This is a genomic window from Cohnella sp. 56 (assembly GCF_037963805.1).
GTDB lineage: Bacteria > Bacillota > Bacilli > Paenibacillales > Paenibacillaceae > Cohnella.
This window is the reverse complement of the sequence record NZ_JAZDQE010000001.1, coordinates 151946-176942: the sequence shown is the minus strand read 5'-3', so window position 1 is coordinate 176942 and position 24997 is coordinate 151946. Positions and strand designations below refer to the sequence as shown.

Annotated in this window: 21 protein-coding genes; 6 read left to right on the top strand and 15 right to left on the bottom strand. The window is 64.3% G+C overall.

Translation table 11 applies throughout. The annotated features are described in order from the left end of the window. Positions 1 to 80: 80 nt before the first annotated feature. Positions 81 to 1994, bottom strand: coding sequence for an MHYT domain-containing protein (locus tag VQ071_RS00800; RefSeq protein ID WP_340511930.1), 1914 nt, complete (start codon positions 1992 to 1994; stop codon positions 81 to 83). Between the two features lie 330 nt (positions 1995 to 2324). Between VQ071_RS00800 and udk the strand changes: the two genes are divergently transcribed. From udk to VQ071_RS00780, 4 genes are all read left to right on the top strand, one after another. Then, positions 2325 to 2954, top strand: a complete 630-nt coding sequence (gene udk, locus VQ071_RS00795) for a uridine kinase (protein ID WP_340511929.1) — start codon at positions 2325 to 2327, stop codon at positions 2952 to 2954. Positions 2955 to 3049: 95 nt separating this feature from the next. After that, on the top strand, positions 3050 to 4816 hold the full coding sequence (locus VQ071_RS00790) for a sensor histidine kinase (RefSeq protein WP_340511928.1): 1767 nt from the start codon (positions 3050 to 3052) through the stop codon (positions 4814 to 4816). After that, positions 4813 to 5961, top strand: a complete 1149-nt coding sequence (locus VQ071_RS00785; RefSeq protein WP_340511927.1) for a response regulator — start codon at positions 4813 to 4815, stop codon at positions 5959 to 5961. Before VQ071_RS00790 ends, VQ071_RS00785 begins: the two co-directional genes overlap by 4 nt. 15 nt (positions 5962 to 5976) lie before the next feature. After that, positions 5977 to 7728, top strand: coding sequence for a hypothetical protein (locus VQ071_RS00780; RefSeq protein ID WP_340511926.1), 1752 nt, complete (start codon positions 5977 to 5979; stop codon positions 7726 to 7728). Positions 7729 to 7797: 69 nt separating this feature from the next. Here VQ071_RS00780 and VQ071_RS00775 read toward each other — a convergent pair whose 3' ends face one another. Then, complete coding sequence (locus tag VQ071_RS00775; protein ID WP_340511925.1) at positions 7798 to 8562, bottom strand: MerR family transcriptional regulator; 765 nt, start codon at positions 8560 to 8562, stop codon at positions 7798 to 7800. A gap of 162 nt (positions 8563 to 8724) precedes the next feature. On the opposite strand from VQ071_RS00775, the gene VQ071_RS00770 reads away from it, so the two are divergent. Further along, on the top strand, positions 8725 to 9477 hold the full coding sequence (locus VQ071_RS00770; RefSeq protein ID WP_340511924.1) for an SDR family NAD(P)-dependent oxidoreductase: 753 nt from the start codon (positions 8725 to 8727) through the stop codon (positions 9475 to 9477). Positions 9478 to 9748: 271 nt separating this feature from the next. Here VQ071_RS00770 and VQ071_RS00765 read toward each other — a convergent pair whose 3' ends face one another. Continuing rightward, complete coding sequence (locus VQ071_RS00765; protein ID WP_340511923.1) at positions 9749 to 10906, bottom strand: glycosyltransferase family 4 protein; 1158 nt, start codon at positions 10904 to 10906, stop codon at positions 9749 to 9751. 199 nt (positions 10907 to 11105) lie between these two features. Here VQ071_RS00765 and VQ071_RS00760 point away from each other — a divergent pair, with 199 nt between their 5' ends. Further along, positions 11106 to 11639: a phosphatase PAP2 family protein gene (locus tag VQ071_RS00760; RefSeq protein ID WP_340511922.1), complete on the top strand. Its 534-nt coding sequence runs from the start codon at positions 11106 to 11108 to the stop codon at positions 11637 to 11639. A 360-nt stretch (positions 11640 to 11999) separates the two neighbouring features. Here VQ071_RS00760 and VQ071_RS00755 read toward each other — a convergent pair whose 3' ends face one another. From VQ071_RS00755 to VQ071_RS00700, 12 genes are all read right to left on the bottom strand, one after another. Further along, positions 12000 to 12914, bottom strand: coding sequence for an N-acetylglucosamine kinase (locus VQ071_RS00755; protein ID WP_340511921.1), 915 nt, complete (start codon positions 12912 to 12914; stop codon positions 12000 to 12002). Further along, positions 12911 to 13165 (bottom strand): hypothetical protein, encoded by a 255-nt coding sequence (locus tag VQ071_RS00750; RefSeq protein WP_340511920.1) that lies wholly within the window; start codon positions 13163 to 13165, stop codon positions 12911 to 12913. The genes VQ071_RS00755 and VQ071_RS00750 overlap by 4 nt, the downstream gene beginning before the upstream one ends. Before the next feature lie 381 nt (positions 13166 to 13546). Continuing rightward, the gene (locus tag VQ071_RS00745; RefSeq protein ID WP_340511919.1) at positions 13547 to 15136 is read right to left on the bottom strand and encodes a glycoside hydrolase family 3 protein; all 1590 of its coding nucleotides are present in this window, start codon (positions 15134 to 15136) and stop codon (positions 13547 to 13549) included. Positions 15137 to 15223: 87 nt separating this feature from the next. Continuing rightward, positions 15224 to 16375 carry an exo-beta-N-acetylmuramidase NamZ family protein gene (locus VQ071_RS00740; protein WP_340511918.1) on the bottom strand — a complete coding sequence of 384 codons (1152 nt, stop codon included), beginning with the start codon at positions 16373 to 16375 and terminating at the stop codon, positions 15224 to 15226. Positions 16376 to 16381: 6 nt separating this feature from the next. Then, on the bottom strand, positions 16382 to 17086 hold the full coding sequence (locus VQ071_RS00735) for a PIG-L deacetylase family protein (RefSeq protein ID WP_340511917.1): 705 nt from the start codon (positions 17084 to 17086) through the stop codon (positions 16382 to 16384). Next, positions 17083 to 18066 (bottom strand): GNAT family N-acetyltransferase, encoded by a 984-nt coding sequence (locus tag VQ071_RS00730; protein ID WP_340511916.1) that lies wholly within the window; start codon positions 18064 to 18066, stop codon positions 17083 to 17085. The genes VQ071_RS00735 and VQ071_RS00730 overlap by 4 nt, the downstream gene beginning before the upstream one ends. Positions 18067 to 18222: 156 nt before the next feature. Then, the gene (locus VQ071_RS00725; RefSeq protein ID WP_340511915.1) at positions 18223 to 19383 is read right to left on the bottom strand and encodes an anhydro-N-acetylmuramic acid kinase; all 1161 of its coding nucleotides are present in this window, start codon (positions 19381 to 19383) and stop codon (positions 18223 to 18225) included. A gap of 1 nt (position 19384) precedes the next feature. Then, a complete protein-coding gene (locus VQ071_RS00720; RefSeq protein ID WP_340511914.1) occupies positions 19385 to 20245 on the bottom strand; it encodes a carbohydrate ABC transporter permease in 861 nt (286 codons plus the stop codon). 19 nt (positions 20246 to 20264) lie between these two features. Then, positions 20265 to 21167, bottom strand: coding sequence for a carbohydrate ABC transporter permease (locus VQ071_RS00715; RefSeq protein ID WP_340511913.1), 903 nt, complete (start codon positions 21165 to 21167; stop codon positions 20265 to 20267). Positions 21168 to 21254: 87 nt separating this feature from the next. After that, the gene (locus VQ071_RS00710; protein ID WP_340511912.1) at positions 21255 to 22712 is read right to left on the bottom strand and encodes an ABC transporter substrate-binding protein; all 1458 of its coding nucleotides are present in this window, start codon (positions 22710 to 22712) and stop codon (positions 21255 to 21257) included. Positions 22713 to 22785: 73 nt separating this feature from the next. Continuing rightward, positions 22786 to 23700, bottom strand: a complete 915-nt coding sequence (murQ, locus tag VQ071_RS00705) for an N-acetylmuramic acid 6-phosphate etherase (RefSeq protein ID WP_340511911.1) — start codon at positions 23698 to 23700, stop codon at positions 22786 to 22788. Positions 23701 to 23909: 209 nt separating this feature from the next. Continuing rightward, positions 23910 to 24773 carry a MurR/RpiR family transcriptional regulator gene (locus tag VQ071_RS00700; protein WP_340511910.1) on the bottom strand — a complete coding sequence of 288 codons (864 nt, stop codon included), beginning with the start codon at positions 24771 to 24773 and terminating at the stop codon, positions 23910 to 23912. Positions 24774 to 24997: the final 224 nt, after the last annotated feature.

Here is a 24997-nt window from a genome sequence, read left to right as displayed (position 1 = left end):
GCGCAGACGCCAGCAGGGCCGCCATTCGTGGCGGCCCTGCTTGGCGTTATTTCCAGGCGGCGAGCCGATCTGAGCCGCTCTCATCCCGGCCGTCTCGCCAGCGTATCCGCCGGCGGCAGAGGAAGCTCGAAGACGAAGCATGTCCCCTCGCCCAGCACCGACGCGACGGATATCGAGCCGCCCATCAACTCTACGAGGTCCTTGCAGATCGCGAGGCCGAGTCCCGTACCCTCGCGGCGCTTGCCTCCGGCCGAAGCCGTCTGATAGAAGGGCTGGAACAGGCTGGAGAGCTCGTCTTCGCCGATGCCGATGCCGGTATCGCGGACGCTGAAGCGGACGCGATTCCCCCGCGAGCCGGCCGGCTCTCCCCCGTCCTCGGCCGGCCGCACGTCGACCTCGATCCGGCCCTTCGGCGTGAACTTCACCGCATTGCCGAGCAGATTGATGAGCACCTGGCAGACGCGCTGCTCGTCGCCGCAGACCGCATCCGGCAATCGGCCGCTGACGTGCCACGCAAGCTCAAGCCCCTTTTGCCGGCAGTGGGCATTGAACAGCTGGGCCGTATCCTGCACCAGGCCGCCCAGGCTGAACGGTTCGCTCGCCGCCTGCATCTTGCCCGCCTCGAGCTTGGAAAAATCGAGCACGTCGTTGATGGTGCTGAGCAGCAGGGATCCGCTGCCCTGAATCACCTGGACGAACTCCCGCTGCTCCGGGCTCAGCTCCGTCTCCAGCAGAATCGCGCTCATGCCGAGCACGCCGTTGAGCGGCGTGCGGATCTCATGGCTCATCACCGCCAGGAAGTCGCTCTTGATCCGCAGCGCTTCCTCCGCGGCCCGCTTGGCCGCGAGCAGCTCGCGTTCGGATTCGCGGATACGGGTGATGTCCTGAGAGATCGTATATACGTCCTGCACCCGTCCGTTCTCCACCCAGGGCACCATCGTGCAGCTGAGCCGGATCTGATGCCCTTGTTTGTGACGGATGTTGAATTCGACCGTTCCCGACTCGCCGCGCAGCGTTGCCATGAAGCAGGTCTTGAGCTGCTCGAGCTCCGGCGCGCCCAGCATCTCCGAGCGGATCCGGTTCGGCAGCTCGGCGGTCGTGTAGCCCGTGATGCGCTGCGCCGCCGGGTTTGCCCGCACGATGCGGCCCTTGACGTCGTACAGACAGACCATGTCGGGATGCAGCTCGAAGATCGAGTCGTATCTTCGCTTGCTGCTGTCCGCCAGTCTGAGCGCGAACCGCTTGTCCAGAATCTCGCTGAAGAGCACCAGCACGAGGATGAATATCGTAGCGCCCCCGACTATGACAGCCAGCGGCATATCGCCGGGCAGGCTGCTGCCCACAGCGTGCTGCGCCGCCTCCGCATCCGCATCCGCATCCTCCATGCTGCCGAACGAGACGGCGGCCATCGCGGTATAATGCATGCCGGCGATCGCCGCGCCGAGCACGATCGACAGGATCAGCTTCATGCGATAACCCGGCGTGCCGCCGCTGGTCTGCTGGCGATGGGCCAGCTTCAGCGCGGCGAAGGAGGCGGCGAAGGCGATGACGGCCGATGCCGCGACCAGCACGGGATCGTAGTGCTGGGACATGGGCATGCGGATGGCGGCCATGCCGCTGTAATGCATGCCGACGATGGCCAGGCATAGCCAGAAGCTGCCCTGCAGCATCGATCGCGTGAGAGAGAGGTTGCGGGCGATCATCCAGAAGGCGGCCGATGCCGCGAGCATCGGCAATATAATAGAAACGACAAGCCATGCCGGCTGATAATGGAACGGCATCGGCAGATGATAGGCAAGCATGCCGATGAAGTGCATGGACCAGATGCCGAGCCCCAGCGCAGCCGAGCCCAGCAGCAGCCATAGGATGCGCCCCCCGCCTCGCGGCGACCGTACCCGCTCGTAGATCACGATCGAGCAGTAGGCGGCGAACACCGATATCAACACCGACAATACGACGAGCGGGACATTATAGGAACCTTGAAGCAACCTCATGGAATGTCCTTCCCGGGCGGCGTGCAGCGTCATGGGCCCATTCGTATAGTATAAAGCGATGAAGGCTCCGCAAATCGCTACTATCAGTCTAGCATATCGCACAAATATCACCATATGACGGAAGGCGCTGTAGCGCCCGTTTTTCCGACTTGAATCGACATCTATCCATATTATATATCCATATTATAAAGGAAACTTCTTGCTTGATCATAGCGAATATTTGCTGCCGTTCGGACTTGCTGCAACCCCTGTCCGGCTGTGCTACAATACGAACATCGAACGCCCTGCGGCATTCGCACTCACGAACCAAGGAAGGCTGATCATACGTTCATGCTAATCATCGGCATCGCCGGCGGCACCGGCTCCGGCAAGACCACCGTGGCCCGCTCCGTCATCGAGCGCCTCGGCCCCGGCAAGGTCACGTTCATCTCCCAGGACAGCTACTACAACGACTATCCCCATCTGAGCCTGGCGGAGCGGGCGACGATGAATTACGACCATCCGCTCATGTTCGACAACGAGCTGCTGATTGCGCATCTGAACCTGCTGAAGCAAGGGAAGACGGCGTATGCGCCCGTATACGACTTCAATATTTACGGCCGTTCCGGCTCGGAGCGCGAGCCGCTCGCGCCCAATCCGATCGTCATCATCGAAGGGCTGCATGTGCTGTACGACGACAAGCTCAGAGCGATGCTCGACATCAAGGTGTTCGTCGATACCGATCCCGACGTGCGCATCCTGCGGCGGGTCGTGCGGGACATCGAGGAGCGCGGCCGGACGATCCAGTCGGTCTATCGCCAATATATGGAGACGGTCAAGCCGATGCACGAGGCGTTCATCGAGCCGTCCAAGAAGTACGCCGATCTGATTCTGCCCGAGGGCGGCCACAACCAGGTCGGCATCGAGCTGCTCACTGTGCTGACGGAGAAGTATCTGCATGGCGTTCCCCGCAATTCCTGAATTCATCCTCTGCAATAATCGTGCCAGAATGCCGATCTACATGGTAAGCTGGATACAGACCTTTAATTTCCCTGAAAATGGTCGCGCGAGGTGCCATGAAGCTTATTGTCAAACTGATGCTGCTGGTCGTGCTGCTCACGGTCCCCGTCATCATCCTGTTCGCCAACTCGAACCGGCAGAGCACCGCGCTGCTGAAGCGGCAGATCGACGAGGCCGACCGGCACCGGCTCGAGCTGTTCGTCGAGCAGATCGGCTCGGAGGCGGAGCAATTCGCCGGCTATAGCGACGTCATCCTGACCGACCCGGACTTCGTCGGCTTCGCGGGCGGGCCGCCGCCGAAAAACCGGTACGCCTACGCGGAGGCGCTGCAGCGCATCGAGCGCAAGCTCAGCCTGTTCAGCCAGTCGTCGCGCTGGATGAATCGCATCAACGTGTACTTCCCGCAGTCCGGGATCGCCGTATCGTCCGGCGGGACGCTGCCCTACGACGCCGACGCGCTCGGAGGCCGGCTCGACCGGACCTGGCATCTGCGGACGGCCCAGATCAACGGCATCGCCAAGCAGGTGTTCGTCCGCCACTTCGTCGATCCGTTCGCGGGCTACGCCGACCTCGGCTCGGCGACGACGGTCGTCGAGGTCGAGCTGATGGCCGACAACATCGTCGGCCTGCTCGACAGCTTCAAGTCCAAGGGCGGCAGCGATCCGTTCCTGGCCTCCGAGGCGGGCGATATTCTGCCCAACGGCTCCTCCCCGTCCGGGAGCGCGGAGCTGGCGCTGGGCGCGTTCAAGACGGCGGCTGGCGGCGGCGCATGGAGCGAAGACCGCAGGCGCGTCACCGTCTCGATGGACGGCGAGCACTACTGGGTGTACGCCTTCCGCTCGGATACGCTGGGCATGTGGCTCGTCGATTATGTGCCGCTGGAGGATATTTTGCGTCCGGTGACGGAGGCGCGCAGGCAGTTTTTCATCACGGTCGGCCTGCTGGTGCTGCTCGGCGCGGGCGCCGCCTACCTGCTGTACGCCAATGTGCAGGTGCCGATCAGGCTGCTGACGCGCGGCATGGAGAAGCTCAAGAGCGGCCGGCTGTCGATCCGCATCAGCGCCGGGACCGGGCCGGACTTCGAACGCGTCGTGAGCCGGTTCAACGACATGGCGGCCGAGATCCAGCATCTCGTCGAAAAGGTGTACCGCGAGGAGATCCGGGCCAAGGAAGCGGTCATGAAGCAGCTGCAATCGCAGATCAATCCGCATTTTCTCTACAACAGCCTCGCCTATATCATCAGCATGGTGAATATGAACCGTCCCGGCCCCGCCGTGGAGATGGGGCATGAGCTGGCCGAATATTTCCGCTATACGACGCGCAACAGCGAGCTGGATACGACGCTCGGCGAGGAGCTGGCGTTCGTGTCGACCTACCTGTCCATCATGAAGCAGCAGCTCGGCAATATGACATTCGAGATCGATGTGCCGGAGACGATGCGGGCAGGCAGCATCCCCCGGCTCCTGATCCAGCCGCTCGCGGAGAATGCCGTCGTGCACGGCCTGGAGGGCCGCCTCGGCCCCGGGTCGATCGCCGTCTCCGGGCGCGTGGAGGGGCCGTGGCATGTCGTCATCGTCGAGGACGACGGCGCCGGCCTCTCGCCCGAAGCGCTCTCGCAGCTGCGATGCAGGCTGGACGGCCCCGCGCCGGCCGGGGCGAGCTTCGGGCTGTGGAACGTCAAGTGGCGGCTCAAATACCGGTTCGGCGAGGACGCCGACCTGATCCCCGCGCACGGCGCGGCGGGCGGCTTCAGCGTGACGCTCCGCTGGCGGCCGGCAGACGCGGACGACGACCAACGAGCAATGGGGAGGAACGACAGTTGACGAGCATACTGATCGTGGACGATCACCGGCATCTGGCCGAAAATCTGGCGACGACGATTCCATGGGCCGAGCGGGGCGTGTCGCTCGTGCTGCAGGCGTATTCCGGGCCCGAGGCGCTGGATGCGCTGCGCATGCTCGCCCCGGACGGCGCGGATATCGTCATCACGGATATCCGCATGCCGGCCATGAGCGGGCTGGAGCTGGTGCGCATCGTGCGGGAGACGTACCCGGACACGGACTGCCTGCTGCTGACCGGCTACGCCGAGTTCGAGTATGCGCGGCAGGCGATGGAGCTGGGCGCCGCCGGCTATCTGATGAAGCCGGTCCGCGAGAGCGAGCTGGCCGAGGCGGTGCTGCGGCTGCTGGAGAAGCGCGCCGCCAGGCAGGCGGAGCGCAGCGAGGCGGAGCGGCTGCGGCGGACGGTGCGCAGCGAGCTGCCCCGGCTGCGCGCGGACCTGCTGGCCGCGCAGGCTGCGGCGGAGCGCGCCGCCGAGGCCGAGCGCGCGCGGATCGCCGGCGACCTGCACGACATCGTCGGCTACACGCTCACCGCGATGATCGTGCAGATCGAGGCGGCGAGCAAGCAGCTCGCCAAGGACCGCCGCGAGGAGGGCATGAGCCGGCTTGCGAATTCGGCCCTGTTCGCGCGGCGCAGCCTGAACGATATCCGCGAGACGCTCGGCCACCTGCGCCTGTCCGACCCCGAAGGCGCCGCGCCGCCGGTGCTCGCCGATCTGAAGGATGCGGTGGAGCAGTTTTTGGACGGCGCGGCGCACACCGTCGGGATCGCGCTGGAGCGCCGCATCTCGCTGCCGGGCGCGCCCGACGATCCCGATCTCGTCCGCGCGCTGCTGCACGTGCTGCAGGAGGGCATCACGAACGGCATCCGCCACGGCGGCGCGGAGCGCTTCGTCGTCGAGCTGACGGACACCGCGGGCGAGCTGCGGCTCGCGCTGTGGAACGACGGCAATCCCGCGCCGGCGCAGGCGACGCCGGGCACGGGCCTCGCGGCGATGGCCGAGCGGCTCGCGCGCTGGGGCGGACGGGCCAGCCTCGTCCCGACCGCACAGCCTGACGGCTCGCTGCTGACCGTGCTGCTGCCCTGGCCGAACGAGGCGCGGGCGGACGGCCCGGCGCAATTGTAGCCGGAGGTGGCGGGGATGGCGTATATGAGCATACGCAAGCTGATGCGCGCGGCGCTGCTCGCCGGCTGCGCCGCGCTGCTCGGCATGGCCTGTGCCGCCTGCTTCGGCGGCGGGGGCAGCGGCGATGACAACGGGGCGCCCGGACACAGCGGCGGGACCGCGGCGGGGACCGCGGCGGGGACCGCGGCTGCGACCGTGCTCCCGGCCGCGACGGGAGACTGCGGAGCGGTGACGACGATCACGACGGTCAAGGCGCTGCGGGACTATGAGATTCTCAAAAACGGGGATACGCCGGACAACAATCCGATCACGCGCTGGGCGCTGGACAGCCTCTGCGTGAAGCAGACGAACGCCTGGATGGTCAAGGACGTGGACAATGCGCTGAGCGAGCGCATCCGCGCCGCGCTGATCGGCGGGGAGCAGCTGCCGGACGTGGTGTTCCTGACCAATCACGAGCTGCCCTCGCTGCTCGGCGATCTCGTCCAGGCGGGCGCGATCGAGGACATCGAGGCGGCGTTCGACCGCTATGCGTCGGCCCGCGTCCGCGAGGCGTACAGCCGCTCCCCCGACGCCTGGCGGACGGTCACGCTGAACGGCCGGCGCTGGGGGCTGCCCCAGCTGTCCGACGGCAAACTGGGCGATCCGGTGCTGTGGATTCGCCAGGATTGGCTGGAGACGCTGGGCCTTGAGGCGCCGCGGACGCTGAGCGAGCTGGAACAGGTGATGGATGCCTTCACGCACGGCGATCCCGACCGCAACGGCCAGGACGACACGATCGGCCTGGCGCTCGCCGGGCAGACGGGGCTGAACGCCTGGATGGGCGACGCCAGCTTTTTGTTCGGCGCCTACGGCGATCAGCCGGCGCAGTGGAACCGCGGCGCGGACGGCGCGCTCTCGTACGGCTCCGTGCAGCCGTCGGTGAAGCAGGCGCTCGCCCGGCTGGCGGACTGGTACAAGGCGGGTTATCTGGCGCCGGACTTCGGCACGCACGATGTGAACGAGGCGGCCGCGCTCGCCTCGTCGGGCACTGCCGGGATTATCTCGGGTCCCGGCTGGATGGGCGGCTGGCCGCTCGGCGAAGGCGTCGCGGCCGGGGTGAACTTCAGGGCGTATCCCTATCCGTCAGGAGACGACGGGCGCGCCGGCCGGCTCGGCACCCGCCCCTCCTACGGCGCTTATTTGTTCCGCGCGGGCTTTGACCATTTTGACAAAATCTTCGCCTACTATGACGAGGTGTTCGGCGCCCTCACCGAGGACCCTGCCTCCGCCTTCGCCTACGGCTACGGCGAGGGCTACGACTATATCGTGCAGGATGGGCAGCCGGTGTATGACTTCGACGGCGTGACCAGCTCGATCGGCAACTTTCTGCTCGTCGCGCCGGGCAGCGTGCCGACACCCGCAGGCAGCGAGAGCATCGAAGCCCGCGTCTATCGCGGCCAGACCAGCAATCCGTACGAGCGCAAGCTGGCGGCCACCTCCTCCAAACGCTATCTGGAGGGCCGCCTCGCCGCCGAGGCGCAGCCCGAGCTGTCCCGGCCGGAGCAGTTCGTCGGGCCGTACACCAGGACGATGCTGCTCAGCTGGCGGCGGCTGTCGCAGCTCGAGCATGACGCGTACCTGCGGATCGTCTACGGCGAGGACCCGCCCGCCGCGTTTGACGACTTCGCGGGCGAGTGGTACGCCGGCGGCGGCAGCGACATCGTGCGCGAGGTCAACGAGGCGGACCGGGCCGCGCAGCAGATGGCTCCGGCGGCGGGCAGGACATAGCCGAGCCCGGGCCGAACCTATGACGACAACAAAGGGCGCCGCCGGGTTGGCGGGCGCCCCTGTTGTCGTCTATTGCTGCTTGCGGCCGGTGTAGGCGAAGATGGCGTCGCGCAGAAACGCCGTCATGCCCGGCTGCTTCTCGTAGTAGGCTTTGAAGCGCTCGTCGTCGACGTACATCTGCGCGAGGCCGGCGTGCGCCTCCTCGGAGTAGCTGCTCCAGGAATAGGACAGCCACTGCTTGTGCAGGTCGGCCGTCCGCTGTGCGGCTTCGCCGGTCGGATCGCCCGTAGCGAACGCGGCGGCCAGCGACGCGGCGACCTCCTCGGCCAGCCGGTTCATCTCCGCATATTGCGCCTCGCTCATCCCCCGCAGCTGCTCGTTGGACCGCGCGACCTCCTCCTGGCCATATTTGGCGCGAATTTCCGCGCCGTATTTGGCCTCATTTTCGACGATCAATCTGTCCTTGAGGCCTGCGAACTTCTCTTCGTCGCTCATCGTGACTCCTCCTTGACGGGCGGCCAGCGTTCGATCGACGCTAGCGATCAGCGTCTCCAGCCGCGCCTTGCGTTCGAGCAGCTCCTCGCGATGGGTCCGGAGCGCCCGCACGTCGTCGTAGGCCGGATCGTCCATCAGCGCCTTGACCCGCTCCAGACCGACGCCGAGCTCCCGGAAGAACAAAATCTGCTGCAGTCTGTCGACCTCCGCCCCGCCGTAAATCCGATAGCCCGACGAATTGATTCTGGCCGGCTTCAGAATCCCGATCTCGTCGTAATACCGCAGCGTTCTGGCGCTCACGCCGGCCAGTCTGCCCAGCCTCTGCACCGTATACTCCATGCGATCGCCTCCCGACAGCTTCACTGTACACGTTGACGCAACGTGAAGGTCAATCGTTATTTTATAGGATACACCGATTTTTTTGACTCAAGTGGCTTGCATTTATATAATAATAGCAGATTGTTGTGAACGCGCGTTTATGATGGGAGGACGGATGAAGCGATGTATGACGTAAAAGGAAAATGGGCGCTGCTCACAGGCGCGAGCCGCGGCGTCGGCTATCAGACGGCGCTCTTCATGGCCCGGCAGGGTTGCAATCTGATCCTGCACAGCAGGAAGCCCGAGCATACGGCCCCTGTCCTGGAAGAAGTGCGGGCGCTCGGCGTCGAGGCTTATGCCGTGAGCGCGGAGCTGGGCGCGATGGACGAGGTCGAAGCGATGCTGGACGAGATTGTGGCGAAGGGCACGCAGGTCGACATCGTGTTCAACAATGCCGCGGTGCAGATCGCCTATCGGACGGACTACTGGCGGACGCCCGTCGGCGACTTCGAGCAGAGCTTCAAGATCAACTTCATCTCGGCGGCGCTGATCTGCAACCGGCTCATTCCGAAGATGATTGAACGCGGCCACGGGCGCGTGATCAACACGACGAGCGGCATCCGCAACGAGCCCGAGCAAGCCGGCTATGCGGCGAGCAAGGCCGCGCTCGACAAGTTCACCAAGGATCTGGCGTCCAGGCTGGACGGGACGGATGTCGTCATCAGCCTGACCGATCCGGGCTGGTGCCGCACCGATCTGGGGGGCCCCCAGGCGCCGAACGCCGTGGAGACCGTCATCCCCGGCATCGCCGTCGGCGCGTTCGTCGACGATCGGCGCAGCGGCCGCTTCCTGCATGCGCAGCTGTTCACGGGCATGACGCTCGAAGCGGCCGTCGCCAAGGCCGAGCAGGTGGAAGCGACGCCGTACGCGATCTGATCCGTTGGGCTGAGGACGGACTGGAGGCGGGCTGAGAGCGGGCTTCGGTCAGACGGACTGAGAGCGGGCTGAGGGCGGGCTGCGTTTAGAGTGCGGTCATGCTGCGATTGGGCTGCGGTCAGAATGCGATCAGACTGAGGTCAGGCTGTATGCGTAGCCGCAATAGCGCCTGCCAGCCCCGGACAAGCAGAGGACTGCCCTTCGTCATCGCGGATGACAAGGGCAGTCCTCTTGTCGTCCGGCTGCGCAGCTTGCGACGGCGGCCCGGCCCTCACATTGCGTCTGCCTCGTCGCGAATGCCGGCCAGTTGTCCGAGCAGACGGCCGAACACCGCGTTCCAGTCCTGCGCGGCGGCGAAGGCATGCGCCCGATCGGAGATGGCGCTGCGCAGCGCCGGGTCCGCATGCAGCCGCGCGAGCGCGGAAGCGAAGGCATCCGCGTCCCCCGGCGGGCAGAGCAACCCGGTATCGCCGTCCTGCACGAGATCGGGCAGCGCGCCCGCATCCGCCGCGATCACGGGCAGGCCGCAGGCCATCGCCTCGAGCGCCACGTTGCCGAACGTCTCCGTCGGCGACGGGAACAGCAGCGCGCGGGACGCCTGCATCCAGCGCTGAAGCGTTGCCTGCGGCACGGCGCCGACGAACAGCGCGGCGATCCCGAGCCGCTCGGCGAGCTGGCGCAGCTCTGCGGCCTGCGGCCCTTCCCCCGCGAGCACAAGCCGTACGTCGGCGTCCGTCCTCTCGCTGAACCGCCGCACGGCGAGGAGTGCCGTCCGCACGTCCTTCTCGGGGGCCAGCCGCCCCGCGTGCAGAACCGGGAAGCTGCCTGGCGGCAAGCCGTGCTCGCGCAGCCATGCCTCTCCATCGCCTTCCCGCCGGAAGATGGCGGCGTCGATGCCGCGGCTCCACAGGCCGAGACCGAGCCAGCCGTCCCTGCGGCATTCCTCGAGCACGGACGGCGACGGCACGAAGATGCGCCTGCACGGACGATGGAACCAATGCAGATAGCGGCGCAGCAGCGTGCCCGCCCAACCGAGATTGTAGTAGGGCAGGTAGCGCGCGAAGTGCGTATGGTGTGAGGCGACGAGCGGGATGCCGTGCTTCAGCGCCAGTCTGCGCCCCGTGAGGCCGGTGCCGAAGGGCGTCGCCACATGCACGAGCGTAGGCTTGAAGGCGAGCAGGCTGCGCTCGGCCGCGGCGGAGACGGGCGTCGCCAGCCGGCATTCCGGATAGAGGAAAAACGGCAGGCTCGCCAGACGCTCCGCGGTCTCCACGTAGCCGGCAGCACGGCGCGGCCCCGCCGGTGCGTACACTTTGCAGGCGACTCCCCTTTTTTCCAGATATGCGATCCATCTCTGCAGCGTCTTGGCGACGCCGTTGATCTCCGGAGCATACGTATCGGTAAACAAAGCCAGGCGGATCTCGCTCATGCGACGGACTCCTCCTCTGACAATGCAGTCTGGGCCCATCATACGGCAGCTGCGTCACCGCGAGATCAGCGGAGTGTCAATTCGCGAGATGATCTTGCGTTTACAATCCGACAGGCTGCGCTTCATACCGGATTGACAATTCGCAGCTACACTGAATGGTAAAGGGCGCCGCCCCCCGCGCGGCAAAGGAGTGATGGCCATGGCTCAGTTCTACCGCATGCTCAGCCGCTTCGAGAGCGATTGGTTCCTTCATGTCAACGTCCGCTGGAATCGGGAGGCGCTGAACAGGCTGTTCTGGCTCTTGTCGATCATCGGCGGGGCGACGTTCTCGCTGAGCGTCTCCCTGGCGGCCGGCTTGCTCGCTCCCGGCATCTGGGGCATCGCCGGCTGGCAAGGGCTGGCCGCGGTCGCGCTCAGCCATCTGCCCGTCGCCATCGCCAAACGCGTCTCCCCGCGCTCGCGTCCGTATCAGGTACTGCCCCAGGCCAAGACCGGACCGCGCCCGCTGCAGGACCCTTCCTTCCCCTCGGGCCATACGACCGCGGCCTTCGCCCTGCTGACGCCCTGGATGGCCGCCTCGCCGGCGCTGATCGCGCTGCTGCTCCCCATCGGCGCCGGCGTCGCGCTGTCCCGCATCTACTTCGGTCTGCACTATCCTAGCGACACCGTCGCCGGCATGCTCCTCGGCAGCTCCACAGCGCTGCTCGTCGGCGTATGGATTCATGCGGCCTGACTTAGGTGCTGCCCGCTGACCCCGCCCCCGGCTACCCGCGAAGTAGCTCTAGGTGAGACTACTTTCTTGCCGCTGACCCCGACTGCCCTCGAAGTAGCTCTAGGTGAAGCTACTTTCGTGCTGATGACCTCGGCTGCCCACGATGTAGCTCTAGGTGAGACTACTTTCACGCCGTTGCCCCCGTTAACCGCGAAGTAGCTCTAGGTGAGACTACTTTCACGCCGTTGCCCCCGTTAACCGCGAAGTAGCTCTAGGTGAGACTACTTCTTCGCTGCCGCCTCTCCTTCCGGCCTTCCCTCTGATCGGTCATGCAAAGAAAGGCCTCCTCTGTCATCTCGGATGACAAAGGAGGCCCCTTCTTTATGCCTTCAGCATGCGCAGCGCCATCAGCGCGGCGCCGGCGGACGCGTCCCTGCGGGCGGCCGCCGCCTGCACGGCGGGGCATATCTGCGCCAGCCGCGCCAGGAGCGCCTCGCGCACATGCGCGTTGCGGAGCAGCACGCTGCCCGCCAGCGCGAGCTCGCCGCCATTCGGCCACAGCCGCTCTGCGACCGGGCGGACGAGCTCAGCCAGCGATGCGCCGCTGCGCGCGGCGATGGCGAGCGCAGCCTCGTCGCCGCGCGCGCAAGCGTCGGACAGCAGCGGCGCGAGCGCCGCGATGTCCTGCTTGCCGGTGCGCCGGTCGTAGACGAAGCCGACGAGCTCCGGGACTGAGCCGATGCCCAGCTTCGCATACGTCATCTCGGTCAGCACGGTGCCCGGCGCACGGCCGTCGTGAGACCGGACGACCGCAGACAGCACATCGCGCCCGATGCTGTACCCGCTGCCCTCGTCGTCGATGAGATGGCCGAAGCCGCCTGTACGGTGCACGGCGCCGGATCCGCTCCGGCCGAAGCAGATCGACCCGGTGCCCGCGATCAGGATCATGCCGTGCTCCCGCTCGAGCGCGCCGAACAGCGCCGTCTCGTGATCGCCGACGATATGGACGCCCCCGCCGTAGCCCGACGCCCGGAGCGCGGCGGTCAGGCGGCCGGGCACGGTCGGATTGCTGACGCCCGCCGCACCGACGACGAGCTGCGCGCACGAATCCAGGCCGCCGCAAGCCACACCAAGCGCCGCCACAATCTCCGCCAGATGGCGGCTAACCTCCGCCTCGTCCCGCCCGTTGTAGTTAATGCCGCCGGATGCGAACGTGCTTACCGTGCGTCCGGTATCGTCCATGACGGTCACCGCGGTTTTCGTCCCGCCGCCATCCACGCCCGCCACATATTTCATCTTCGTATCTCCTTGCTCGCAGCCGGGTTACTCGCCGCTTCGTTTTTGTAAAATGAATAGGCTTCGGCATGCCGGGCCCTCACAGCCGACGTTGTTCCTTTCGCAACTATTTGCTCCCACGCCGCAACTTTTTGCTCCCACGCCACAACTTTTGGCTCCCGCGCCACAACTTTTGGCTCCTGCGCCGCAACTATTTGCTCCCACGCCGCAACTTTTTGCTCCCGCGCCGCAACTTTTTTCTCCCACGCCACAACTTTTGGCTCCCGCGCCGCAACTTTTGGCTCCTGCGCCGCAACTTTTTGCTCCCGCGCCGCACCCTTTGGCGCCAACCGTCAGGCTAAGCGCTGCCCCAGCCGCAGGCAGAGAGATAACTGCAAATTTACAGTTATTTGCTTCCGAGCCACGACGTTTGGACGCGATAACTGCAATTGTACAGTTATTTTGCGATTCGGCGCCGGGAGGCGGCTGTTTCTGGAGCGATAACTGCATATTTGCAGCTATCGCCCCAAAAATGCCCTCAGCGCCGAGAATTAGCTGCATATTTGCAGCTAATGGCTCGGCGTCCGGCCCGGGGAGCTGCGCGAGCTGTGTCGTGCTGTGTCGTGCTGTGTCGTGCTGCTGCGCATGTCGACTCAGCTGTCACGCTGCCACACGCGCTCGATCCGCCCTGCCGGCGCAACCTCTCCGGCCAGTACACGGGCGACGGACGCCAGGGACAGCGCGGTATATTCAAAAGCCGCAAGCCCGCATGCAAGCCCCGCCAGCGCCTCCAGATCGTACGGCTTGCCGAGCGCGACCGCCGTCACCCGCTTGCCCGCGGACACGAGTCTGCGCACGGCCGCCAGCTGGCCCGGATTGTCGACCCCGTTGTACAGGCCGAACACGACGCGGTCGCATGCCTCCGCTTCGCGCAGCAGCTGTCCGAGCTCCGCCTCGTCCGGGTCGATCCCGGTGAGCAGCTGCGCTCCGCCCAATCTATCCGCCATCGCCTCCGGGAAGGACAGCCCCATCCGCACCTGGCTCGAAGCCCGGTCGGTCCGGTAAGGATGGCTGCCCGCGAACAAGGTGCGGCCCCCGTCAGCTGCTATCGGCGCCAGCTCGCCCGCAACCAGACAGACGCTCGCCTCGCTGATCGCCGCAGCCGCCTGCCGATGCGCCTCGCAGCCTACGACGGACAGCGGCAGCGCTTCGGACGGCTTGCCGTATTTCATTTTATAATACAGCACTTTGTCCACCGCTGCGTCGACCGTCTCCATCGGCAGCTCGCCCGACAGGACCGCTCGTTCGATCACCTGCACCGTCTCCCGGACGAGCGCCGGCGTATGGCTCACGAACAGCAGATGAATGCCGGCCTTGAGCGCGCCCAGCGCGCCCTTCGCGGTGCCGTAATACTGCTGAATCGCATCCATTTCCAGGCAGTCCGAGATGACGAGCCCCTCGTAGCCGAGCTCCCGCTTCAGCAGATCCGTGACGATCGCGCGCGACATCGTCGCGGGCACCCGCTCCGGCTCGATGGCAGGGAACAGCATATGCGCAATCGTGAGCGCCTCGGCGCCCGCCGCGATCGCCGCCCGGAACGACCGCAGCTCCAGCGCCTCCAGCTCCGCCAGCGACTTGGACACCGCGGGCAGGCCGAGATGCGAATCGACCTCCGTATCGCCATGACCGGGGAAATGCTTGACCGCGGCCAGCACGCCTTCCTCCTGCAGCCCCCGCAGCATCTGCAGACCATAGCTCGTCACCGACTCGGCCGTATCGCCGTATGCGCGGACATTGATGACCGGATTGCGCTTGTTGTTGTTGATGTCGAGCACGGGCGCGAGGTTGAAGTTGATGCCCAGCGCTCTGAGCTCCCGCGCGGTCATCCGCCCCGCCGTGAGCGCATGGTCGGGCCGGCCCGATGCGGCGACGGCCATCGCGCCGGGGACGTTGACGGCATCCCGGGGCAGACGCGTCACGCGGCCGCCTTCCTGGTCGATCGAGATCAAGGCGGGATAGCCCGTCGCCCCGGTCATCAGACGCTGCAGGTCGCCGCAGAGCGCCGCCAGCTGCGATTTGTTCTCCGCGTTGTAGGCGAACAGGATGATATTGCCGATCTTCCACTCGCGCGCCAGCTCCCGCAGCTCATCTGTAATCGCGGGACCCGGGAACCCCGTCACGATCAGCTGCCCGATCTTTTCCCGCAGCGACAGCTCCCGGCGATGTTCAGTCTGGTCGTTCACCATGCTTCCTCCATTCAGCAGCTATAAAAGAAATGCGGCAACCGGTCGGCCGCGCGTACGCAGCGATCCGGTTGTCCGCAGCCCTGTTCAATACAAATGAAACTCCGCCTTCATCGCCGCGAACGCCGCGCTCTCCTCGCGGAAGCGCGCGAGCAGCGCCGGCGCATCCCAACCTTCATCTCGATAAACAGTGTCTCCGCCGAGCAGATCGATGAACGGCCTGGACCCTTCCCGCAGCGTCGGCAGGAAGGCGAACGCCTCATAGTTCCGCTTGATCGTCTGCAGGAGGAACACGCCGGTATCGAGCGGCCGGACAGCGCGCGCGTCCGTGACATGCAGCTGCACGCCCCGGCACAGCTCGCCCTCATGCTTGGAAAACGACGGCTTGAAGTACGCCGGCCGGAACCGCACGCCCGGCAAGCCGAGCCCGTTCATCTCGTCCGACAGCCGCTCCGCATCGACGAACGGCGCCCCGATCATCTCGAACGGGAACGTCGTCCCTCTGCCTTCCGACAGGTTGGTCCCCTCGAACAGACAGGTGCCGCCGTACAGCAGCGCCGTCTCGAAGCGCGGGATGCCGAGCGACGGATGAATCCACAGCCGCCCCGTATCGGGGTACAGCAGCTCCCGCTCCCAGCCCTCGCAGCGGACGACATGCAGCTCGGCGCCCCAGCCCTGCTGCGCGTTCGCCATCGTCGCAACCTCGCCCGCCGTGAGGCCGTACCGCACCGCGAGCGGATAGCCGCCGACGAAGGAGCGGTAGCCGTCCTTGAGCACATTGCCTTCGACCGTGACGCCGTCCAGCGGGGCAATCCGGTCGAGCACGATGAACGGCTTGCCGGCCTTCGCGCAGTCCTCCAGCGCATAGAGCATCGTATATATAAAAGTATAATAACGCACGCCGACATCCTGAATGTCGTATACGACGGCATCGACCTGCTCGAGCATCTCCGGCGTGAGGCGCTTGGAATCCTTGCGGTACAGGCTGTACACCGGCACGCCGGTCCGCTCGTCGGTGTAGGTGTCTACCGAGCCGCCGGCCGGCTGGTCGCCGCGCACGCCGTGCTCGGGCGAGAACAGCGCGGCCAGTCGGTACCGGTCGTGAAGCCGTTGGATGGTCGATTCGAAGCCGAGCGTCAGTCCGGTCGGCGCCGTGATCAGCCCCAGCCGCTTGCCCTGAAGCAAGCCGTCGTATTTGCCGCTCGCCAGCGTGTCGACGCCGTTCAGCACCGTCGCCATCGCCGCCTACAGCGCCGATTGACGCAGGCGCAGCGTTTCTTCAGGCACCATAAACGTCTCTGCGTAAGTTTTGCGCGCCTCGATGCCGCGTACTCTGGCCAGATGCTTGTAGTACTCCAGGTAAGGGAACGACTTGCTGCCCGTGACGAACCAGTGCGTCGAGACCGCCTTGACCCACAGGTCGTAAGCCTCCTGATCGAAGTCCACGTAGACGTAAGGACGGTAGTCGACGGCGTCCTCCCAATTTTCCGCATAATACAGCTTGCCCGCGAACGCAGCCGGCAGTTCCCGCTCGATGGACGGCAGGCCTGCGAAAAAGCGCGCATCGTTCACGATGCGGTGCGTCGTCATATGGTCCTTGTGCATACTGTTCTTGAAATGCGTAATGATGATGTTCGGCCGCACCTTGCGGATCACGTCGCACACGCGCCAGCGGATCGCCGCATCGTCCGGCAGCTCGCCGTCGGGGTTGTCGTCGAACACGATCGCTTCGCCGCCAAGCAGGTCTGCGAACGCATGCGCCTCCCGAATCTTCTGAGCCCGGTAGTCCGCCATGTCCTGGCCCGCGGGCACCCCGCGTTCTCCCGGCGTGAGCGCCAGCGTCACGATGCGGTCTCCCTTGAGCGAGTGGCTCGCCAGCACGCCTCCCGCCGTCAATTCCATATCGCCTACATGGCCTCCGATGGCCAATATCGTCTGCTTGTCGCTCATTGTGTTAGCTCCTTCCGCATGATGGCAAATTGACGTACCGTGTTGAAGCCCGCTCTCTCGTAGATGCGAATCGCGGGATTGGTGCTCCCTGTGAAAAGCGACATATAGTCGGCGCCGACATCGCGCAGCGCCTCGCAAAGCTTGAAAAACAAAATGCTGCCGAGCCCCTTGCCCTCATGCTCCGGATGGACGCCGATGCCGGCGAAGTAGCCCCGCCCGTTGTCCTGCCGGACGACCGGTCCGGCGAACCCGGCCGCCTCGGCACCGTGCGCGGCGATGACGAACGGCACGCCGTCCGCGGCGCAGGCCGCGATCTCGCGCTCCCAGGCGGGATTGCCGAGTCCGGCCAGCATCCGCTCCAGGCCCGTATGGCGCACCGGGTCGTACAGCTCCACCCGATAGCCGGTCTCGGCCGCCTGCGCTTCCTTCGCCCGGACGCTCTCCGGAATCGCGAAGTCCGCGAGCGGCCTGTACATCGCGCACTGCCGCGCCCGATCCGCATATCCCCGGCCGAGCAGGAAGGCGTACAAGGCAGTATCGACCGGGACGCCCGGCGCGTTGTTGTGCTCGTGGCCCGGCGTGCCCGGTATGTACCAGGGCAGCTTCATCGGGTTGAAGAAAAGCACCTCCGACTGTCGCTTGCCGAGCGCACGGAATCGCGCCTCCATCGCCGCCAGCAGCGACTCGCGGTTCGAATCCGAGTCAAAGCCTGCGGCCAGCACGATACAAGTGATGTAGCCCGCGACATCGCCAAGCGGCAGATCGTCGCCCGTACATCCGCAGGCGAAGCCGCACGGCTCCCCGTCCTCGAGCAGCACGAATGTGCATGCCGGATCGAAGTACGGGCTCGATGTGAAAATGTCCGCGAAGCTCGCGCGCGTCAACTCCTTGTAGCCGTCGCGGACAGCCGCGCCGTTCCATAGTGCGACGGCCGCGTCCGCGTATTGGTCGTCCCAAGTCTCGATTGTCAACCTGCCCATTCGCCGCACCCTCTCTCCGCTAACTAGCGTTCAATCGAAGCAAATCGCCGTCCGTATCGGGGGACAGTGTCGATACCGTGCAAACTATCGACGTATGTCCACACTTTGATGCGCATGCCGCAACCGTGAGTCCGTTCACGGCCAGGCCACCAGCGCTTAGTAAGAGATCTTGCCCAGCACGACCGGCCGCGACGCGCCCGTCGCCGCCGGCAGATTGCCCGGCTGCCGGGCCATCGTGTACGCGGCCAGCAGCGCGAATGCGATCGCTTCCTTGGCGTCGCTGCTGCCGCCGACTTGCTCCTGCGTCGCAACCTCCACGCCACGCGCGGCCATCTCCGCGGTCAGCAGCCGCATCAGCACGGGGTTGTAGCTGCCGCCCCCGCCGACGATCATCAGGTCTGCGCGGTGCCTGTCCGCGACGAACCGGCCGTACGCGTCGCCGATCGACCAGGCGGTCAGCATCGTGACGGTGGCCGCGAGATCCGCGTCCGACAGACCGAGCGCCCGGCCGCGGCGCACGATCCGGTCCACATAGTCCGCGCCGAACCGCTCGCGCCCCGTCGACTTCGGCACGGACATCGCATAGTACGCATCCTGCCGCAGCTCATCCAGCAGCGCCCGACTCACGCTGCCCCGCCCCGCCAGTTCGCCGCCGACATCCATCTCCCGCTCGCCTTCCGTCAGACGGCTGACGAGGCCGTCGATCAGCATATTGCCCGGGCCGGTGTCGAAGGCGTACACGTCCGCCGGCCCGCAGCCCGCCGGGATGACGGTGATGTTGCCGATGCCGCCGATGTTTTGCAGCAGCAGCGTACGGTCCGCCTCGCCGTACAGCAAATATTCGGTGAACGGCACGAGCGGCGCACCCTGCCCGCCGACCGCGAGGTCTGCGGGGCGGAAGTCCGACACGCACGGGATGCCCGTCCGCGCGGCGATGACAGCGCCTTCGCCGATCTGTACGGTGAAGCCGGCCTCCGGCGCATGATAGATCGTCTGCCCATGGGAGCCGACGACCGAGATATCCGCCGGCGCGAGCCCGGCCCGCGCGATGACGGACAGCGCCGCATCCGCATACAGCCGGCCCAGGCGTACGTTCATCGCGCCGACGCGGTCAACAGTCGCCCGCATCGGATCGAACAGCTCGAAGATCTCGCGCCGCACTTCCGCCGGGAACGGCTTGTTCTCGAAGGCGAGCAGGCGCACGGCAATCCGGTCGCCTCCGCCCGGCCGGCCCGCGATCTCCACGACCGCGGCGTCGATGCCGTCGACGGACGTGCCGGACATGAGGCCGACCGCGTACTGTTTTCCCCCAACCATATCAGCCCTTGACCGCGCCGACGGTGACGCCTTCGAGGAAGTACTTCTGCAGGCTGAAGAACAGGATGAACATCGGCACCGCCGAGATCGTCGCGCCCGCCATCATCGGGGAGAAGTAGGTCGTGTTCGCGAAGCGGAAGTTTTTGAGGCCGACCTGGATCGTCTGCATATCCATCGTGTTGGTGACGAGGAACGGCCAGAAGAACGTGTTCCAGCTGTCCATGAACGTCAGAATCGCGATGACGGCCATGACCGTCTTGGACAGCGGCACGATGATCCGGAAGAAAATCTGGAACTGGCTGCAGCCCTCCACCTTGGCGGACTCCAAAATCTCGGTCGGAATGCTGCTCATGAACTGCTTGGCAAGGAAGATGTTGTACACCGTCACAAGGCTCGGCAGGATCAGCGCGCTGTACGTGTTCTGGATGTGGAAGGTGTTGACGATCAGAATGTACAGCGGCACCTGGGTCACCTGGTACGGGATCATCATCGCGGCGAGCAGGATGGAGAACAGCACGCCCCTGCCCTTGAAGCGGAGTTTGGAGAAGGCGTAGCCGGCCATCGTCGCAAAGAAGACGTTGGTAACCGTGATTGCGCCTGCCACGATCGTGGAGTTGAGAATCCAGCGGTACGAATACTTGCTATAGTTGAAGAAGAAGGAATACGACTCCAGCGTGAACTTGCCCGGCCAGATTGAATAGCTGACTGCGCCCGCTTCGACCGGATCTCCGAACGAGGAGATGACCATGAAGTAAATCGGGAACAGCGTCGCCAGCGCGAACAGCAGGAGGAGGACGACAATCACGGTATTGCGCGCCGCCTTGCCCGCCCGGCTGCCCGTGTGGTTGTTGTATAGTGACATCTGCGGTTGCCTCCTTCCCCTAGTAATCCACGTCTTTGCCCAGGAACTTGAACTGGAACAGCGAGACCAGGGCTATAATAAGCGCCAATATCAACGATTGGGCCGCGGCTTTGCCGAATTCAAAGTACTTGAAGGCATTGTCGAAAATGAGCAGGCCGACCATCGTCGTCGCATGGTCCGGTCCGCCGCCGGTCATCAGATACGCGTTCTGGAACACCTGGAACGATCCGATGATGGCCGTCACGAGCAGGAACAGCGTCGTCGGCTTGAGACTGGGGATGACGATATGCCACAGCTTCTGCAGGAAGGACGCGCCGTCGAGATCGGCCGCCTCGTAGTAGCTGTCGTCGATGCCGAGCAATGCGGCCAGATAGATGATGATGCTGGCGCCGTGGCTGGACAGCCAGGCCATGATGACGAGCGAGAACATCGCCGTGGCGCTCGACCCGAGCCAGTTCTGGTTGTGCGCGCCGAACCAGCCGATGAATTGATTGAAGATGCCGCCCGGCATCGGATCGAAGATCCACAGCCAGACGAGCGACAGTGCGACGCCCGAGGCGACCACCGGGAGGTAATAAACGGCCTTGAATACGGTCTGCAGCTTCTTGCGCAGCGGGAGGATCATGATCGCCACGAGGAAGGACAGCAGCAGCGCGACCGGGACGGTCAGCACCGTGTACACGATGGTGTTCTTGATCGACTTCCAGAACAGATCGTCCTTGAACGTCGCCGTATAGTTGTCGAAGCCGATATAGGTCGAGCCGAGCGGCTTGTATTCCTGAAAGCTGATGATGAAGGCGCTGAATACCGGATAGGCCGTGAACATGGCGTAGACGATGAGCGCGACCGCGATGAACGCGTAGCCCCAGACGCCGTCTCCTTTGATCTTGCGCTTTTTGACCGATTGTGCAGACTGGGCCATGTACAAGACTCCTCTCTTGCGTCGAACGCTATGAAGAAGGATAGCCGCATGCGGGAATCACGCGGCTATCCGTACGCCATAGCTGTATTAATCTTGAACGATGCCGTCCTGGCCGAAGGCGTCGATCGCAGCCTTCTTCACGGCGTCGTACATGTCCTGCGGCTTGATCTCGCCTGCGAGCAGCGCCTGCATCTTCGGCACGATGACCTCGTTCTCGATCTTGATCGCCTTGGCGCCCAGATCGGCCGGGATGTCGGGACGAGCCGGCGCGGCGTGAGAGAGCATCGTCTCGACGGCGGCGACGTTGTCCGGATTGCGGTCGATCTTCATCGAGGCCGCCGCATCGCGTCCGCTCTTGGTGATGTGGGCGGCGAACAGGTCGTTGTTCGTCGTCGCTGCGACTTGGCCGCTCGACAGGAAGTACGCCGCCTTGGCGATGTTCGCCTTGTGCTCGGCGGTCGGCTCCTTCTTGCCGCGGAAGGCGACATAGCCGTCGACAACCGTAGAGGACACCGGAGCCGCGCCGGCGAAGGTCGGCACCGGCAGGACGATATAGTCGACCTTGATGCTGTCCTTGACCGCGCTGCCGTCATTGGCGTCGATCTTCGCGTTGTTCTTCTTGGCGGAGTTCTCGAACGTCGCCAGTCCCTTGCCGGTGATCATCGTCTGGCCGGTCAGGAACATGTTCCAGCGCTTGCCCGCGTCGACCGAGCTCAGCTCCTTGGGCATCGAGCCGTCGTCGATCATCTGGCGCAGGTCCGTCAGCAGCTCCAGGTAGTTTTTGCTCGTCAGCGCATACTTCAGATCCTTGTTGAACGACGCAGGCATGCCCGCGCTCTTGGCCATGATGCCCAGATAGTCCTTGGACGCGACGCCGGCCGTCGCGAATACGAAGCCGTAGCGGGACGTCGTATTGCCGTTTTTGACGACGCCCTTCTTGATCGCGTCGCGGAATTCGTCGTACGTCCAGCCGTCCTTCTGCACCTTTTTCCAGTCGATGCCCGCTTCCTCGAGGAATTGCTTGTTGCCGCCGAGGGCGTGGACTTCCATATAGGCCGGGAAGCCGTACAGGCCGGAGCCGTTCTTCATGTACTCGAGCGGCACGGCGTCATAGTCGCCCGTCATCTCCGGCGTCACGGCGTCCGTCAGGTCGAGCGCCATGCCCTGCTGCACGTACTTGGAGATGCCGTCGGAGCCGATGAACGCGATGTCGGGCGGGCTGCCTGCGTTGACCTGCGTATCGAGCTTCTGCGTCATGTCCTCCCAGCTGGCCGGCTCGATCTTCAGCGTCAGGTTCGGATACTTGGCATTGAAGTCCTTTTCCATCTGGTCGAAGTTGTCCTGGTACGTCGGCGATACGGGCGGCAGCAGCGCCGTGATCGTATCCTTGGCGCCGGAGCTGGCGGAGCCGGATGCTGCGGCAGAACCGGATGCGGCCGGGCTGGACGCGCCGTTGTCGTTCTTGTTGCCTCCGCATGCGGTCAGTGCGGATACGGACAGCGTGGCGGCGAGCATGAGCGAGAGTGCTTTGCCTTTGTTCATCATTCGAATGCTTCCTCCTTGGGATGGCCCCTCTATATGGGCGAATGATTCCGTTGCCTTGCTTGCGCCTTGCGATTCAGACGACTTGCTTGTGCGCGCGGATCGCGGCCTTGAGATTGCCTTCGGAGCGCGCCAGCGATGCCGCCGCCTCCGAGGCCGCGAGCCCCGTCTCGATCATCATGATCGCGAGCTTGCAGCTCTGCGACGCCTGCGCCAGATAATCCGACGCCTGCTCGGCATCGACGCCGGTCGCGGCCTCGATGATGCGGATCGAGCGGTCCTGCAGCTTTTTGTTGCTCGCCTTGAGGTCGACCATCAGATTGTTGTAGGTTTTCCCAAGCTTGACCATCGTAGCGGTCGTCAGCATGTTGAGCACCAGCTTCTGCGCCGAACCGGCCTTCAGCCGCGTGGAGCCCATGATGACTTCCGGTCCGACGACGGGCGCGATGCAGATGTCGCACACTTCGCCGAGCTTGGAGCCCTTGTTGTTGACGACCCCGATCGTGGCGGCGCCGATCTCTGCGGCTCTCCGGATCGCAGCGATGACGAAGGCTGCGCTGCCGCTGGCGGAGATGCCGACGACCGCGTCCTTGCCGGTGACGCCGATGCGCTCGATTAGCGCCATTCCCTCCTCCGCGTTGTCCTCGAATCCTTCCACCGCTGTCCGAAGTGCCGTATCCCCGCCTGCGATATGACCCTGCACGAGCTCAGGGTCGACCCCGAAGGTGGGCGGGCATTCGGATGCGTCCAGTACGCCGATTCTGCCGGATGATCCGGCGCCAATGTAGAACATTCTGCCCCCGTGCCTTAGCCGGTCGTGCAGGATGTCCACAGCCTCCCTGATGTTCGGAATTTCTTCCGCCACCGCGGCCGGAACGGCGGCATCCTCCTTGTTGAGGAGATGCAGCATCTGCTCCGTTGTACACTCGTCGATCGTCCGGGTTGCCGGATTGATCTTCTCGGTGGTTAGACCCGCGAGATATTCGTTCATGGCCATTCTCCTACCCTTTGTTTGTGAGGATCGTCCTTTCATGGATCTATTTAATGTCCCCTCTTGCGATTTATCTTACCGTTACCGCTTACATATCGTCAATAGTTTTTGAAATAAAATTTCATTGTAAAAGTTTTAATTGCGCTTTTATTTTCAGAAAAGCAACAAAAAAAGACACCGCCGCAGTCTCCTGGCGATGTCTGTAACCGTTATCTCCGGTGTTTGCCCGCTAAAATATTGTGAGTCTTCAACAAATACTTCTTGATGTTCGGATATTCGGCGCTGGCTACGCCTGCGAACAAAATGTCGATGACGGTCAGCATCGCGATGCGGGAGCCCATCGCGCCGCTGCGGATCGTGACCTCCGGCGTGGAGATGCTGAGCACGATGTCCGCCTTGTCCGCAAGCTCGCTCTTGTTGAACTTGGTCAGCGCGATCGACGTCGCGCCCGCGCGCTGCGTAATCTCGAGCGCCTCGAGAATCTCGATCGTGTCGCCGGAGTTCGAGACGAAGAAGGCGACGTCGCCCTTGCCGAGCAGCGTGGCCGCCGTCAGCTGGCTGTGGCCGTCCGTGTAGGCGTGGCACATCTTGTTGATGCGGGAAAACTTCTGTTCGCCGTCCATGCACACAAGCCCGGACGCGCCGATGCCGAAGAACACGATGCGGTTCGTGTCGCGCAGCGCCTGGACCGCCTTCGCGACGGCCTGCCGGTCGATGATGCTGAGCGTATCCTCGATCGACTTCATGTTGTTGTAGGAGATGTTGGAGATGACGACGTTCAGATCGTCCCCCGGCTGAATATCCGTATATTCGTCCTTCTGCTCCTCGTCCATCGAGCCGAGCGAGGCCGAGACGCTCACGATGAAGCTGCGGTAGCCGCTGTAGCCGAGCGTCTTGCAGAAGCGCAGCACCGAGGCGTCGCTCGTCCGGCTGAACTGCGCCAGGCTCTTGATGGAGAGATGCGGGATCTCCTCCGTGTTGGCGAGGATGTACTCGGCAACCATCCGTTCGACAGGGGTCATGCTGTCCTTCATGTCGCGGATCTTCAGCAGTATGTTGTTCTGGATCGCCATGGTAGATACCTGCGCATTCTGTCGTATTTTAGTAAATAGTAAGGCCATTTTTTCCAAAAGACAAGGTATTCCTGCGGTATGATCGGCAGTGGCGTGATAGAAATATTATTTTAAAATAAATATATCATACTGAAATAAAATTTCTATATTTTATTGTTGCCAGCATGACCCCGTGCTATAATAGCCGCAAATGAAGGGCCGAGGCTGGATAACGTACGATTCAT